The 15,552-nt window shown below is 44.9% G+C and carries 15 protein-coding genes and 1 pseudogene; 10 read left to right on the top strand and 6 right to left on the bottom strand.

Features of this window, described 5'->3' with window-relative positions:
* Positions 1–72: 72 nt before the first annotated feature.
* Both AB4263_RS10200 and AB4263_RS10195 read right to left on the bottom strand, forming a co-directional pair.
* Positions 73–1,062 (bottom strand): efflux RND transporter periplasmic adaptor subunit, encoded by a 990-nt coding sequence (locus AB4263_RS10200; RefSeq protein ID WP_372098170.1) that lies wholly within the window; start codon positions 1,060–1,062, stop codon positions 73–75.
* Positions 1,062–1,673: a magnesium transporter gene (locus AB4263_RS10195; protein WP_372098169.1), complete on the bottom strand. Its 612-nt coding sequence runs from the start codon at positions 1,671–1,673 to the stop codon at positions 1,062–1,064. Before AB4263_RS10195 ends, AB4263_RS10200 begins: the two co-directional genes overlap by 1 nt.
* A gap of 773 nt (positions 1,674–2,446) precedes the next feature.
* Here AB4263_RS10195 and AB4263_RS10190 point away from each other — a divergent pair.
* The 5 genes and pseudogenes from AB4263_RS10190 to AB4263_RS10170 all read left to right on the top strand — a co-directional run.
* Positions 2,447–3,382: a LysR family transcriptional regulator gene (locus tag AB4263_RS10190; RefSeq protein WP_229648068.1), complete on the top strand. Its 936-nt coding sequence runs from the start codon at positions 2,447–2,449 to the stop codon at positions 3,380–3,382.
* Between the two features lie 203 nt (positions 3,383–3,585).
* The gene (gene gloA, locus AB4263_RS10185) at positions 3,586–3,963 is read left to right on the top strand and encodes a lactoylglutathione lyase (protein WP_017066787.1); all 378 of its coding nucleotides are present in this window, start codon (positions 3,586–3,588) and stop codon (positions 3,961–3,963) included.
* Between the two features lie 14 nt (positions 3,964–3,977).
* The gene (locus AB4263_RS10180) at positions 3,978–5,075 is read left to right on the top strand and encodes an alkene reductase (protein WP_017065285.1); all 1,098 of its coding nucleotides are present in this window, start codon (positions 3,978–3,980) and stop codon (positions 5,073–5,075) included.
* A gap of 110 nt (positions 5,076–5,185) precedes the next feature.
* Positions 5,186–6,052 (top strand): DMT family transporter, encoded by an 867-nt coding sequence (locus AB4263_RS10175; RefSeq protein WP_372098168.1) that lies wholly within the window; start codon positions 5,186–5,188, stop codon positions 6,050–6,052.
* 42 nt (positions 6,053–6,094) lie between these two features.
* Positions 6,095–6,211 (top strand): annotated as a pseudogene (locus AB4263_RS10170) (cytochrome c); the annotation flags it as partial.
* A 130-nt stretch (positions 6,212–6,341) separates the two neighbouring features.
* Here AB4263_RS10170 and AB4263_RS10165 read toward each other — a convergent pair.
* On the bottom strand, positions 6,342–6,836 hold the full coding sequence (locus AB4263_RS10165) for a peptidylprolyl isomerase (RefSeq protein WP_017060208.1): 495 nt from the start codon (positions 6,834–6,836) through the stop codon (positions 6,342–6,344).
* 123 nt (positions 6,837–6,959) lie between these two features.
* Entirely contained in the window at positions 6,960–7,568 is a 609-nt protein-coding gene (locus tag AB4263_RS10160) for a TetR/AcrR family transcriptional regulator (protein ID WP_372098167.1), read from the bottom strand.
* 167 nt (positions 7,569–7,735) lie between these two features.
* On the opposite strand from AB4263_RS10160, the gene AB4263_RS10155 reads away from it, so the two are divergent.
* Positions 7,736–8,722 (top strand): glycosyl transferase family protein, encoded by a 987-nt coding sequence (locus tag AB4263_RS10155; RefSeq protein ID WP_081324522.1) that lies wholly within the window; start codon positions 7,736–7,738, stop codon positions 8,720–8,722.
* Between the two features lie 97 nt (positions 8,723–8,819).
* On the opposite strand, the gene AB4263_RS10150 is transcribed toward AB4263_RS10155, so the two are convergent.
* Positions 8,820–9,116, bottom strand: coding sequence for a hypothetical protein (locus AB4263_RS10150; RefSeq protein WP_029235295.1), 297 nt, complete (start codon positions 9,114–9,116; stop codon positions 8,820–8,822).
* Between the two features lie 167 nt (positions 9,117–9,283).
* Positions 9,284–9,517, bottom strand: coding sequence for a hypothetical protein (locus AB4263_RS10145; protein ID WP_017060212.1), 234 nt, complete (start codon positions 9,515–9,517; stop codon positions 9,284–9,286).
* Between the two features lie 302 nt (positions 9,518–9,819).
* Here AB4263_RS10145 and AB4263_RS10140 point away from each other — a divergent pair, with 302 nt between their 5' ends.
* From AB4263_RS10140 to udp, 4 genes are all read left to right on the top strand, one after another.
* Entirely contained in the window at positions 9,820–10,236 is a 417-nt protein-coding gene (locus AB4263_RS10140; protein WP_017060213.1) for a CBS domain-containing protein, read from the top strand.
* A gap of 194 nt (positions 10,237–10,430) precedes the next feature.
* The gene (locus AB4263_RS10135) at positions 10,431–11,894 is read left to right on the top strand and encodes an MATE family efflux transporter (RefSeq protein ID WP_017065289.1); all 1,464 of its coding nucleotides are present in this window, start codon (positions 10,431–10,433) and stop codon (positions 11,892–11,894) included.
* A gap of 153 nt (positions 11,895–12,047) precedes the next feature.
* Positions 12,048–14,405, top strand: coding sequence for a zinc/cadmium/mercury/lead-transporting ATPase (locus AB4263_RS10130; RefSeq protein ID WP_372098166.1), 2,358 nt, complete (start codon positions 12,048–12,050; stop codon positions 14,403–14,405).
* 282 nt (positions 14,406–14,687) lie between these two features.
* The gene (udp, locus tag AB4263_RS10125) at positions 14,688–15,446 is read left to right on the top strand and encodes a uridine phosphorylase (protein ID WP_017065292.1); all 759 of its coding nucleotides are present in this window, start codon (positions 14,688–14,690) and stop codon (positions 15,444–15,446) included.
* Positions 15,447–15,552: the final 106 nt, after the last annotated feature.

Here is a 15,552-nt window from a genome sequence, read left to right as displayed (position 1 = left end):
CCAATAATATAAATACCCCGACGAGCGGGGTATTTTTGTTTATCTTCTATCCAACTCTTACGCGTAACTTGTTTACCAAGCCCCTAAGTATGACTTGTAAGATTGTAGGCGAACCGTTGCTGCACCGATTACATCGATGAAGCCCCAGAACGGATGTGGCTTCTCAGCTGAGATCCAAGCCGCGCCAGTTGAACCAATAGGGATGTTGTAACCTTCTGGTTCAATGATCTCAAGTACGATAGTACGACCTAAACCATTGCCGTTTCTTACCACGTGTTGACCGACGCTTTGTGGCCCCTGAAGTGGAGAAATACTCGACTCACCGGTACCGGCATTAAAGCTGTGTACTTTTGCTCGGAACACGTGGCCTGGGTATGCATCAACGAAGAACTCAGCGAAGTCCCCTACTTGAACATAGCCATAAGTTTGGTCTGAAATACGCATCTCAAGAAACTTTTTGCTGGTGTTGTAGAGGTGCATGTTACCCATGACAGAACCTTCAGCAATATTCACTATCGATACCTGACCATCAAATTCAGCTCTAATGGTTTTCTTCTCTTGCGCCCAATTTACTTTTTGTAAATCGGCTTTTAACGACACCAGTTCAGCATGCAGCACTCGAAGATCAGAGTTGTACTTTTCTACGTCACGCATATTGAAGATTTCAGGTGACGTTTCAGCACGCTCTAAATCGCGATCCATCTGCTTGATTTGTTCTTCTTTCTGAACAATTGAAGATTCGATCTTGGCTTTATCTGCGGCAGAATTGATGTCGACGAGAGTGTAGATTATGTCGCCTTCTTTAACCATTTGGTTGTGCTCAACAAGCACTTGGTCGATCTGCTGACCAAAGATAGGTGACATCACCGCGTGTGGTGCTTTGACTGTGGTTGAGTTGGTTAAATCAACGGGTGCCCACAAGCGAGAGATTACTGCTAATACTGCAAGAATCGTTACACCCCCAATGGCAGCCCAGGTGTAGTTCTTGAAGTTCTTCTTAAGTGCGCCTGTCGCAAATAGTGACCATACAATTAGGATGTATGGAATCATCATCTCTTTCATTATGCGACCTCTTTATTTGTTGGAGTCTTTTCTTTTGAAGGCTGAGCTTCTGGAGACTGTTCTACTGGAGATTGTTTGGTTTGAGACGGCTCCGTTACTGGTTCTTCAGGTGATACGTGGACTACGGAGGCCTCTGTATTAGTCGCGTCTCGTTTAGGTTGTACACCACGGCGAATCACATCACTCAGTGATTGACCAATATGTTTCCAGTTCGCTAGCGCGATAACCAAGGCGATAACCCAGAATGTTTTGCTGATGAAGAGTCCGCAAAGTGACAGTGCAAACACGATTTGAACGTGAGCGCTTTTGTGTTCTTTTGCTTTATGCACACCCAGTTCATGTAACTGCCACATGCCGTAAACACCGGCTAATACCACAGCAATTGTCACTGAGAACAAGTAACCAGAGAAGGACTCCATCTGGAAGAAGTTCATCATCATTTCATTGGGATGATTGTTGAATTGAGACATGTCGATGTCTTTAGAATGGATTGTGCCTAATGGTGCAAGAGCCCATGCTCCCGCAAACATCACTGCCATAAACAGGCAGAATTTAATCAAGACCATCACAACGGCCCAGATTTTCTGGAAAACGATTTTTATAAAGTTCATATCTCAACCTAAATAAGGAGAGAGAAAGTGCAGCCTTGGTACAAGACTTTTAGAAGACATCTGAAAGAGGTGTTGAACTCACGTAACCGTATAGACCTACTGAGTCAAAAGTACTAGATGACAATTAAAAATCGCTTTGACCACGTAGACAACGCATTCTCGCGAATAGAGTGTTAAAAACACCTGGCGAAATCATTCTTAAGTAACGTCTACCATTGATAGGTTCGTTTGCTGCATTGGGTTTTAAGGCCGTCTTCCGTGATGTGTGCAACACCATCATCTACACATTTTTAGGTTTTCTGTTTAGGTTAAGAATTGATTTGTTGGCGAAATAATAGGAAGTGTAACTGGTGCTATCTACGCATTATTGCGATATTGAATTATCGTAATTACGATGAATTGAGTGGTTGCTTAAACGTGAGGTGGGTTTATTTGAACAGGCTCAAACTCGGCTTATAAAATATGTCTATTTAATTAGCCTGGATCATAGAAGTGGCTATAAAAGTATCAATAAGGCAGGACGGAAATATTGAATACTCCGACCAGTCTAGGGTGAGTTTGGGTGGATTAAGCGTTACTGGCACAGCGAAGAGATTTAGATTCCAATCTGGCGAATGTGGCAGCTATTCGAAAGAGTGAGTTGTTCTGACATTTTTGCTCTTTACCATATGATGCTTCCTTCTCAGTTTTGTTTTCTCAATGAGCATCCGTTGTTTCATTCTATCGCTTTTACGATAAGATAATTAAATCTATCGCCAAATGAGCACTGAATCATGAGTAATGACATTCCGAATTTTAACTTATTGGCTGTGTTTTCAGCGGTGATGGAGCAGGGCAGTTTGAGTAAGGCTGCCGATCATTTGAATACCAATCAATCGACGATCAGCACTGCGCTCGGCCGACTGAAAAATGAAATTGGCCAAGAGTTGTTTGTGCGCAGTGGGCGAGGGGTTGTGCCTACTGCTTACTCGCAAAGCTTGTATGAGCAAATCAAAGCGCCAATACACGAGCTCAACGGCGTGTTTCAAGGTATGGCTGGGTTTGATGAAGCGAGTACAGAGCGCAGGTTTGTGGCTTCGGTTCCCGAACATTTAAAGTGGATGTTGCTCGATCGATTTTCTCAGTTATCTAACCAAGGCTTATCTCTTGAGGTGTATGACCAACCAGATAGTGATGATCAAGTCCATGAGGATCTATTAACTCAGAAGTTTGATTTGATGATCGACATTGTGTTGCCTGAGCATTCAAGCATGATGAGCGAAAAGCTCTACGACAGTGAGTTTGTGATTGTTTGCCGAAATGGGCACCCTAGGATCAAAGGTGAGATCACCGAGGCGCAATATCTCAGTGAGCAACATGCGGTTTTAGCCAGAACACGTCGCCAAGTAAGAAGTTTGACTCACTACACTTCGTTAGACTTATCCTCGCGTAAAATTGTAATTCACGGCAGCTCTATGGCCAGTAACCTAATGCTGTGTAGCCAGACTGATTACATCACTGTTGTGCCGCTTTCTATGGCGATCCAGTATCAGGAACGTCTTGGGTTACAGTTGTTCAAACCGCCTTTCGATTATCAGCCTATCTCTCATTACCTCATTTGGTTGAAAAAACAGAACACCGATCCGGCACATAAGTGGTTCAGAGAGCAGATCATCAATACGACTAATGACATGTCTAAATCACTAAACAGTTGGCGCTCCGCTTTCTGATCGTCGCCCTATCTTTTGTTTGCCAAATATCTTCTTAACAAATCACTTGTATTAAGTGAGTTATAATAGAAAATTATCACAATGAGAATTTATGATAATTTCATTTATTTGCTGTCAGCTCGTATATTAACCCTAACAAAGGAGTGGGTAACCTCCACTCACGATTATATCGGCTCAGGTTGCTGGGCTAAAAAGGGCGAAATATGAAATTCCTACACACAATGATCCGAGTTACTGATTTAGACAAGTCTATCGAGTTCTACACCAAGGTATTGGGAATGAAGGAACTTGAACGCCACGAAAACAAAGAGTACCGCTACACATTGGTTTTTGTTGGCTATGAGCAAGGCGGCACGACTATCGAGCTAACGTACAACTGGGATACGAATGAGTACGAGATGGGCAGCGCGTTTGGTCATCTGGCATTGGGTGTAGAAGATATTTACGCAGCATGTGACAAAATCAAATCGCTAGGTGGCAACGTCACTCGCGAAGCGGGTCCAGTGAAAGGCGGCTCAACTCATATCGCTTTTATTACTGACCCAGACGGCTACCAAATCGAACTGATTCAACTAGGTTAATCGAGGATATAACAATGACAAACGCACTATTTCAACCAATTCAACTTGGTAATATCGAGCTTAAAAACCGTATTGTTATGCCACCGATGACGCGTTCTCGCGCAACGCAACCTGGTAATTCAGCAAACGATATGATGGCGGCTTACTACGCTCAGCGTGCTTCTGCAGGTTTGATTATTGCTGAAGGCACACAAATTTCACCTATGGGTCAAGGCTATGCTTGGACTCCGGGTATCTATTCTGATGAGCAGATCGCTGGTTGGAAAAAAGTGACTGATGCCGTACATGAAAAAGAGGGCGTTATCTTCGCTCAACTTTGGCATGTAGGCCGTGTAACACACCCAGACAACATTGGTGGTGAACAGCCAATCTCGTCTTCTGCACTTAAAGCACAAAACGTAAAGGTATTCATCGATAACGGTACTGATGAACCGGGCTTTGTTGATGTGGTTGAACCTCGTGAAATGACGAAACAAGACATCAAAGAGGTGGTTGAACAGTATCGCCAAGCGGCTTTGAATGCGGTTGAAGCAGGCTTTGATGGTATCGAACTTCACGCAGCGAATGGTTACTTAATCAACCAATTCATCGATTCTGAAGCAAACAACCGCACTGACGAATACGGTGGTTCAATTGAAAACCGTTTACGTTTCCTAGGCGAAGTGGTTGAAGCTATGGTTGAAGCGATTGGTGCTGACCGTGTTGGTGTCCGCCTTGCTCCGTTCACATCGTTGAATGGTACGGTTGACGCTACACCAGTAGAGACTTACACAGCGGCGGCAGCACTACTTAACCTATACAAAATTGTTTACCTACACATTGCAGAAGTTGATTGGGACGATGCACCTGAAACGCCAAAAGCATTTAAAGCAGCAGTTCGTGAAGCCTACGAGGGTGTCCTTATTTATGCGGGTAAATACGATAGCGAGCGTGGCGAAAAAGCCGTTGCTGAAGGCGTAACTGACATGGTTGGTTTTGGTCGTCCATTCGTTGCGAACCCAGATTTACCAGCTCGTATTCAAAATGGTTACCCACTTGCAGCGCACGATCCAAACACATTGTTCGGTGGTGCTGAAAAAGGTTTAACGGATTACCCAGAATACGCAGGCTAAAAACAGCTGCCTGAAGCAGAGTATTGAGATAGTATCTCGATCCTGTTGAATGTTTATAAAAAGCAACCTTGCAGAGTCGGGTTGCTTTTTTTGTTATTGGACTAAGTAAAATGATGAACGTGAAAGCGATGCGCGGAGAGCTTTACCTTCTATTTGCCACCCTGCTAGCTGGGGTGGGATGGATTGCATCTAAGCTGGTGGTATTAGAAATGCCTGGGCCAGTGTTCATTGGTGTGCGATTCCTCGTCGCGAGTCTTATTCTTCTGCCATTTTGTATTCACCATATTCGTAAGCTTTCGTTTAAGCAGATTCTGTCTCTTTGCGGCGTGGGTTTGTTGTTGTCTGCCTCATTGCAGGTATGGGTGTTTGCAGTTTCGGTGACTGAAAGCTTGTCGGAAGGGGCATTCATCATGAGCTTAGCCATGATCATTGCACCGTTTGTGTCTTGGATTTTGTTTCGAGTTAAGCCTAATCGCGCGTTTTGGGTGTCTTTCCCGATCGCGATTATTGGCATGCTGTTGCTGACTTTGGGTAACGGCTGGCATGTTGAGCAGAGTCAGATTTATTTCTTACTAGCATCGATGTTGTTGTCTGTTCACTTTGTGATGAACAAGCGTGTGATTACCAATATCAAGCCTATCGCATCAATCTGTGTGCAACTGTTTGTGGTGGGTGTGAGTGGTTTAGCCTTTGCTTCTATGACAGCTCAGCCGGAGTTCGAAATCACCAAAACCTTAGTCTTCTGGTTTATTGTCTCTGCGGTGATCGCAACGTCTATTCGTTACTTGCTACAAACGGTCGGTCAGCACTCCGTGAACATGGAAGTGGCGGCATTGATCATGATTCTTGAGCCTGTGTGGACGCTGCTGTTAAGTGTGAGTGTGCTTGGCGAAAGTGTAGAGATGCAGAAGCTGCTCGGTGGGGCGGTGATCATTGCTTCACTATTTTGCTATATCAAATGGTCGAGACGAAAATAAAACACTCGGCGCAAGGCCGAGTGTGGGTTGTTCTTCAAGTGCTTTTCTGAGCCTTATCAGGCGAGTGTTGAACAAGACTTGTCGAGTGCAGAGCAAGGGTTAAATTCTGCGAATAAGACGTGCAAAGGGTGTCACCGTACTTATCGTTCTCGCTGGTAACTATTCTAACAACGAGCTTTAAATACAGGTGGTAAAGTCGAACCCTTACCACCATAGTCCTATCGCACAGCCTTCTTTTCTTTATGCCATCAATTCGAATGCACTAGGGGCGGGAAAGGACGTGAATGAATTAGTCGCGAATAGTGACTTTTGTAATCACAATATCTTCGCAAGGCACATCTTCGTGTCCCCAGCGAATGGTTGTTGGTGCTTTCGCAATTTTGTTTACCACATCCATACCTGCTGAAACCTTACCGAATACCGCGTAACCCCAGCCAGCATTGGTTGTTGAGGTGTGATCTAGGAAATCGTTGTCATCAAGGTTGATGAAGAACTGCGCCGTTGCAGAATGTGGTGCATCAGTCCGAGCCATTGCCACAGAACCAATCACATTCTTCAAACCACGGTTTGCTTCGTTGACGATTGGGGCGCGAGTTGGTTTTTCTGTCATGTCGATAGTGTGACCACCACCTTGAATCATGAAACCTTCAATAACACGGTGAAATGTCGTGCCTTCGTAGAAACCGTCTTGGCAGTATTTAAGGAAGTTTTTCGACGTTACTGGCGCTTTTTCAAGGTTCAGTTCAATCTCGATATCGCCAAAGTTGGTGGTGAAAGTAATCATAGGGCTACCTAAAGTTGAAGTTTTACTGAGTCGTCATGACGAAAGTGGGTTGCAGTATAGGGAAAATAACAGCGGATACTAGTGATGGTTTTATTGTGGTTGAATTCTCGTCAACCACCAAAATCACGCCTGATATTGTTTAAGGAACATCTCGACACTTGAAGTAATGAGCACTTGCTTGTGTGCAGCATCCGGTGACGGCACATGACCAATGATTTGCGGCCAAAACGCAAAAGACTTAAGCAGACCAATGAACTGCGTGGAGGCGAATTGTGGGTCTAGTTCTACTAAACGACCGTCTGCCAACGCGGCTTTAATCCAGGTTGTAAGTCCACTTTCTGTTTGGGAATATTTTTCCATCGCTTGATGCGCCAGTTCTGCGTTATGGAAATACTCTGAGAACAAAACGCGTGACAGGTCGATGAAGCCTTCAGACTCAAGTAACTCAAGCTCTTGATTGGCTATCGAGGAAAGCTGTTCTTCAAGTGGCAGTTCTGCTTGATATGGGAAATGCGTTGCGGCCAGAGTTTTGCTCCAAATGCTGTCTAGAATCTCATCTAAAAGCAGTTCTTTGCTGGCAAAGTGATTGTATACGGTGCGCTTTGATACTTCTGCGCGACTCGATATTTTATCCATGCTGGTGGCCTTGTAGCCATGCTCAGTAAACTCTGCGATAGCAGCGGCAACGATCGATTCACGTTTTCTTTGGCTCAGCGTTTTTTTTACAGTCATCGGGATACTACTCAATATGTCGCGGTTAGCATTACATACGCTAATTTTACACCAGTAAGTTTACTTTTAGAACACCAATCCGCGTATTGGTAATTCGGTCGAGAGCAACTGAATCGCTTTGCAATGCACGGTGGGTATCATAGAATCGAAAGTGTATTCGAATTTTATTGATATCAACGGAAGAGAATAAACAATCAATGAGTAGTATTTTAGAGTGTATTCGTACAGTTGGACGAGGAGAAAGAGGGCGTAAGCCTTTATCGTTCGAACAAGCCTACCGCATCATGGATGAGTATTTAAGCGGAGAAGTCGGTGACGACCAAATGGCTATGCTACTGATGTTGATTCGTGTGCAGAATGAAACCAATGAAGAGATCGCTGGCTTTGTAAAAGCGTTTCAATCTCGAGTGCCAGATTTAGGCGCTGATATTGATTGGCCGTGTTATGCAGGTAAGCGTAACGATAACGCCAGTGGCAAGCCTTGGAACTTGTTGGCGGCAAAAATCTTAGCTGACAATGGCTATAAAGTGTTAATGCATGGCTATATGGATAAGCCGAGCGGTAGGACGCACGTTGAAAGCCATTTGCAAGATGTCGGTGTGCAAAGTGCTGAGAGCCCTGAACATGCTAAGTCGATTCTTGAACAAGACGGCATTGCTTATTTACCGCTAGCTAACTTTGCGCCCGAAGCACAAACCATGATTGGTTGGAAACACCGCTACGGTTTGAGAACACCAATTAACACGGTAGTTCGAGCATTGAATCCTGGTGGTGGCCGTTTAGGTCTGCGTGGCAGTTTCCATCCTGGCTTTCCACAACTTCATGCGGAAGTTGAGCATGTTATCGGAAATAAATCCCACTCGGTGATTTCATTCAAAGGGATGAACGGTGAGTCGGAATATAATCCTAAAGTTAGCCAAACGGTATGGATGAGCTCTCCTGACAAAGTCGAATCGTTCTACTGGGAAGAGATGATGAACCTAGAGCTGCCACTTCCTAGTCAATGTGTACTTGGCACATCGGCTGAAGATATGGCGCTAATGGCGAATACCGTTGTCGACAGCATGACAGCCATTCTCTTTGCAGAAACGCACGATAAAACTGAGGCATACCAGAAAGCGGTGCGCCTGTGGCATGAGTATTGTGCGCGTTAGATGGTGGTTTGTAATCAATGAGAGAAGGTCAGCGAGCGCTGGCCTTTTTATACTTGATTTCTAGCAAGGGCTTTTCGTGAACGCCCAAACAATAAAGCTACTTCACTCGCATCAAGCGATGCATTTTGTCTTCGAACTGAATCTCAATCACCTGTGAGATCTTCATCTTATCAACACGATCAAGCATTCTCGCTTGGTAATCACGTTTTTTCATCCACTCTAGCGGTTCTTTAAAGCCATCTTCATTAATCACAAACGACTGATCGGTAATAGAGTCTTCAAAGATATGAACCACCCAAATGCGTGATTGGAAATCCAATAACTCACTAAAGTAGCTTTTTAACTTAGATAAGGAATTCGTTAGATACGTTTTAGGTGGGGTTTGGGAAGACATAGTAAACCGTATTTGGACAATGAAAATCGGCAAGGGCGCCGTCTGATCATTATAGCCTTTACCCGTTAGGCTTGTCAGGTCGAATTCGGCAGCCATTCACGGCTATTGCGCTTGCTAATGCTACTATGGCTGCCAGTTAGAGATTAACCAAATCAGTGTCGGATTCACTATTTAACGAATAGGCCGAAGTCGATCTCTTGTTCTCTTTGATATTTCACCAGCTTCACTTTTAGGTCGTGTTTTGCTGCTAAATCAATGGCTAAGCATGACATGCGTTTTATCTCATCAACGCAGCTTGATATCAGCGGTTTTTCTTGATTATCGATAGTGGCGATGAGTGTGTTTTCTGTACCGTCGTTACCTGCGTAAATATACGCGTACATGTTGTTGTCGTGTTGCATAAACTTCCTAAAACGGGATTTCTAATTATTAGTGAGGTGAAGATTACAGGGTTTATTTACGCAGGCTAGCTCGGCTCAGTAAGGTTAAGCAAGGGAAAGTAAGGCTTTGTAAGGGCTCTTTTTTTTCTTTTTTCTGGCGTTCGAAAACGTGCTCAACCCTTTGTTTGTCTCACTTTTTTGTCTTGTTAGGTTTTGCCTATCAATAAAATTGTTGAAATCCATTTAGTAAAATCAAGATTTTAGACAACAATTAACTTAACAAGATAGAAAATATATGACGCAAAGTATTTAGGGAGAACGCAATGCATTCTATTAAAGTGAAAGATTACATGACGCAGCAGGTTGTGACATTTACTCCTGATATGCCGTTAAGTCTAGCGTTAGACAAAGTGATGCGTAGCCACCATATGGGTGGGCCCGTAATCGATGATAACGAACAAGTGATTGGCTTCCTTTCAGAGCAGGATTTACTCGAGAAACTTGTGAAGGTCAGTTACTTCTGCCAAGACACACACCTTGTAGGTGACTGTATGTACCAAGAAGTACTGTCGGTGTCTCCTGACTTATCCATTATTGAATTGGCGGACATGATGCAGGTTGGAAAACCTAAAGCATACCCTGTGATCGATAATCGAAAACTGGTGGGTATTATCACCAGAACCGATGTTTTGAGAGCAATCGGCAAGAACTTGGAAGAATGCTTCAAACATCAGGTATAGTAGCGTGTTAAGAACGATTATTTTTCTCAATACTCTCAATTGAAAAAAGGCGCACTAGCGCCTTTTTCTGTATAGCGCTTTTCTTGGTCGATCCTCTCTTTTTGGATCCCTAGCCAGTTGAACTGTTGAACTGTTGAACTGTTGAACAGCTGATTGGGCTTTAGCTCTTGGGTATTCCAACTTTTGGAGGTTTCATGTCAAATCAAACGGCAAAGTTTGTTGAAGGTTCAACGATGCGCCACATATTGGTGATGTCGGGGGCTGGCTCTGTTGGTTTGATGGCGTTATTTGTGGTCGACTTACTCGACATGCTGTTTATCAGTATGCTCGGACAGGTCGAATTGGCTGCTGCGGTAGGCTTTGCAGGTACGCTGACTTTCTTTTCTACCTCCGTTTCTATCGGTACTTCCATTGCCATGGGCGCATTAGTGTCCAAAGCCATCGGCTCAAAGAATCAAGAGCACGCACGAAACCTAAGCACCAGTATCATGCTGACTGCGTTTGTTATCAGTTCAACCATAACTGCAATCATGTTCGCTTATATTCCAGAGCTGCTAGCCGCGATAGGCGCCAAAGGCATTGCAGCCGAACGCGCTCAAGCTTACCTACAGATTTTGCTACCTAGTGGTCCATTTTTGGCGTTAGCGATGGCTGCGGGTGCGGGCTTAAGAGCGGCAGGTGATGCTAAGCGTTCGATGTGGGCAACTTTGTCTGGCGGCATTGTTAACGCGATTCTCGATCCTCTGTTTATTTTTGGTTTTGGTTGGAACATCGAAGGGGCGGCTATCGCTTCGGTTGTCGCTCGTTTCTCGGTGCTATTCTTTTCGCTTTATCCTCTTATTCGCAGCCATCAGCTGGTAGCTCCGCCTTCTTTTGTGCAATGGCGCATTAATATTCGACCAATATTGGCGATTGCGCTGCCTGCGATTATCACCAATACCGCAACGCCTATCGGTAATGCGATTGTAACAACGGGTATCGCACAATATGGTGAGGATTTTGTCGCGGGCTTTGCCGTGATAGGTCGTCTGACGCCAGTTTGTTTTGCGGTTATCTTTGCCTTGTCTGGCGCTGTGGGGCCAATCATTGGTCAGAACTTTGGTGCTGAACGCATGGACCGAGTAAAAGAAACACTCAATAACTCATTGCTGGTTACTACGGCATACACCATCGCTGTTTGTATTCTGTTGTACTTCGTTCAAGGTTATGTCATTCAAGGCTTTAGCTTACAAGGTGATGCAGCAATCATTGTGGCGGCTTTCTGTACCTATGTGGCGTTAACCTTCACCTTTAACGGTGCACTATTTGTTGCCAACACGTCTTTCAACAACCTAGGTAAACCGCTTTACTCGACAGCATTGAATTTGGGTAAAGCGACGTTAGGTACTCTGCCGTTCGTATATCTAGGTTCGCAATGGTATGGCGCTTTGGGTGTTCTCTATGGTCAAGCTTTGGGTAATGTTTTGTTCGGAATTTTAGGTATCTTGGTGCTTCGACATCATATCGCTGAACTGATGCAAGGATCTCAAGTTGATCCAGTGGAAGATGATGTGTCGATTGTCAGCTTGAACACTCAGCCATTCTGTTCACACGATGCGGTTCTTATTGATGATGTATCCGCTAACCGTGAAGAGTGTGCGGAGCTTAAATCTCAGTAAGCCATCGGCGCTGGCATAATATTTTTGTTTTCTTGAAAACTTCTTCTTGACCTTGGAGTAGCCTCCAAGGTTTATACTTTTGATGAACTTAAGGTTCTGTTGCTCGTAAGTTAGCAACAACCTCAAGGCTTTTGAGTATTAAGGAGATACATTATGTGCGCAAAACATGCAGCGTGCCGCTCAGCAAAAGTGGACGTTCAACCTCAAGCGGCAGGAGCAAGTTGCTCTAGCCCTAAAATTTCAAGCATCACAGCAGCAGGTACTTCATCTGGTTGTTGTAGCTCTTCTGCTGCTTCGTCATCGTCTGGAGATGATTGTTGTAGTTCGTCGGACAGTGGAGAAGAAGACAGTCAGTCCTCAACTTTATCTCTCGATGCCAAATTTTCGAAAAGTTGGCTGGTTGCCGGAATGGACTGCCCAGCTTGTGCAAGAAAAATAGAAAACGCGATCAGCAATATTGACGGTGTTATTCAAGCGAAGGTTCTCTTTGCTACCGAAAAGCTGGTTGTGAAATTCGATAATGAAAGCCTTGCTGACACCATTGAACAGGTCTCTATCAAAACGGGTTTCCCTCTTACGGAAGTCGGTTCAAAGAAAGAAAAACAACAACCTGAGACTTTTTGGCAAGCTTATATCCAACCTAATTTACAGATTATCGCGATTGCAGCGGCAATGCTGTTTGCGGCGCTTGTAAAAATCACCTCACCTCAATTAAGTGAAGGCTTGTTTACGGTAACTTGTCTGCTTGGTTTATATCCGGTGGCGAAGAAAGCGGTTCAGCTGGCGCGTTCAGGTACACCGTTTGCTATTGAAACCTTAATGAGTGTTGCCGCGCTGGGTGCTTTGTACCTTGGCGAAACTGCGGAAGCAGCGATGGTTCTATTGTTGTTCTTGATTGGTGAGCGCTTAGAAGCGTTTGCTTCATCAAGAGCAAGAAGTGGCGTTCAAGCGCTAATGGCATTGGTACCAGAAAACGCGACTAAGATCATCAACGGCGAGCGTGTAGAAGTAGCAGTCAGTGAACTGGTTCCAGGTGATGTGATTGAAGTGGCCGCGGGCTCTCGTTTACCTGCTGACGGCCAATTGATTACAGACGCGGCAAGCTTTGATGAAAGTGCGTTAACCGGTGAATCTGTTCCTGTTGAACACATCGAAGGCAATAGCATCATGGCTGGCGCTGTGGTGGTCGATAAAGTGGTTCGTATCACCATCACTTCAAAACAGGGTGAGAACGCGATCGATCGCATTCTTCATCTGATTGAAGAAGCAGAGTCTCGTAAAGCACCACTAGAGCGATTCCTCGATAAGTTCAGCCGTTGGTACACACCGTTAATGATGGTAGTGGCTCTGTTGGTCATCATCACACCACCATTGTTGTTTGCGGAGCCATGGGAAACATGGGTTTACCGTGGCCTAGCGCTATTGTTGATTGCTTGTCCGTGTGCCTTGGTTATCTCGACTCCTGCAGCGATTACCTCTGGCTTAGCAGCAGCAGCGAAACGTGGCGCGCTCATTAAAGGCGGCGCAGCGCTAGAGCAGCTTGGTAAAATCCAAACCATCGCCTTCGATAAGACAGGCACACTGACCGAAGGTAAGCCTCAGGTTACGGATATTCAACCTCTATCGGGGTGGCAACAAGACGCGATGCTGCGTGTGGTTGGGGCGATTGAAGTTGGCTCTACTCACCCGTTGGCGCAGTCACTTGTCGCTAAAGTAAAAGACCTGAATATTGAGATTCCTGAATCACACAACAAGAAAGCGTTGATTGGTAGTGGTGTTGAAGGGGATGTTGATGGTGTTAAGTATCAGGTTCTGTCACCGTCTAAAGTCACGTTCAAACTTGGTGCCGATGTGGTTTCTCAGGTAGAAGCATTAGAGGGTGAGGGCAAGACGGTTGTGGTTGCTCTTGAGGTTAAAGATCAAGAAGAATCAACAGAGCAAGCTACGACGGTGATTGGTCTGATTGCTTGGCAAGATACGTTACGCAGTGACGCTAAGCTTGCGATTGAACGACTTAATGAATTAGGTATTCAATCTATCATGTTGACCGGCGATAATCCGCGCAGTGCAGCAGCGATCAGTAGCAAGATTGGTATGCAGTACAAGGCAAGCCTATTGCCAAGCGACAAGGTATCTTACGTTGAGGAGTTATCTCAACAGTCGCACGTGGCGATGGTTGGTGATGGCATTAATGATGCACCAGCAATGAAAACGGCGAATGTCGGCATCGCAATGGGTGGTGGTACGGATGTCGCTTTGGAAACGGCGGATTCAGCACTGACTCATAACCGTTTAACTGAGCTGCCAGCGATGATTGAACTGTCGCAAGCGACCATGAACAACATCCGTCAAAACGTAGCCCTTGCGCTTGGTTTGAAGGTCGTATTCTTGGTGACAAGCTTGTTAGGTATTACCGGTTTGTGGGTGGCAGTTTTAGCGGATAGTGGTGCAACTGCATTGGTGACATTGAACGCATTGCGTCTGCTTCGATTTAAATCTAAAGCGGACTAAATCGAGCTCACCGACATAGAGCATTCTTAATATAAAAGCGCCTTTAGCGGTAATACGTTAAAGGCGCTTTTTGTCTCATTAGTATGCAACATAGGCGTGCGGATTGCTTATTTTTGTGATGCCAATCGGTTTTTTGTGAAACTTGAATTATTGTTGCGATCATTCATGTGACATGTGTCACTTCATTTTGTAATGAGCTTGGTTAGAGTGTGTTCGTACCCCACGAATTTACTATGAGCTTAAATAAGGGTAAAAAGCCCAATAAGCCAAAAGGAGCGAACTATGTCTCAAGCTGTTTTCCACTTAGGTGTTACTGAAGCAGATCTTAACGGTGCTACTCTTGCGATCATCCCTGGTGATCCTGCTCGTGTGCAAAAAATTGCAGAAGAGATGGAGAACCCAGTATTCCTTGCTAGTCACCGTGAATACACGCTTTACCGCGCAGAGCTAGACGGCAAACCAGTTGTTGTATGTTCAACAGGTATTGGTGGTCCATCGACTTCTATCGCAGTTGAAGAGCTTGCTCAACTTGGTGTTCGCACTTTCCTACGTGTTGGTACGACTGGTGCTATCCAACCTCACGTAAACGTGGGTGACATGATTGTTTCTACAGGTTCTGTTCGTCTAGACGGCGCTAGCCTACACTTTGCTCCTATGGAGTTCCCAGCAGTGGCTGACTTTGAAGTTGCAACAGCAATGAAAGCGGCAGTTGATGAATCAGGTGCAACAGTTCACATGGGCGTAACGGCATCAAGCGATACGTTCTACCCAGGTCAAGAGCGTTACGACACGTTCTCTGGTCGCGTTGTTAAGCGCTTCCAAGGCTCTATGCAAGAATGGCAAGACATGGGCGTTCTAAACTTCGAGATGGAATCTGCAACACTGCTAACTATGTGTGCAAGTTCTGGTCTGAAAGCAGGTTGTGTTGCTGGTGTAATCATCAACCGTACTCAAAAAGAGACGCCTGATCACGACACTCTAAAAGTAACAGAAGCACGTTCAATCAAAGTGGTTGTAGAAGCCGCTCGTAAAATGCTTTAAGTCTTAAAGTGCTCTGAGTTTTAGAGAGCATTAAGTCTTCAAGTGACATTAAATTTTGAAAATGGCCGCATCGTATGATGCGGCCATTTTTTGGTGCGCCGAGCAT

It is taken from the genome of Vibrio sp. 10N.261.55.C5 (genome assembly GCF_041470505.1).
Classification (GTDB): Bacteria; Pseudomonadota; Gammaproteobacteria; order Enterobacterales; family Vibrionaceae; genus Vibrio; species Vibrio crassostreae_C.
This window is presented reverse-complemented; position numbering and strand designations above follow the sequence as displayed.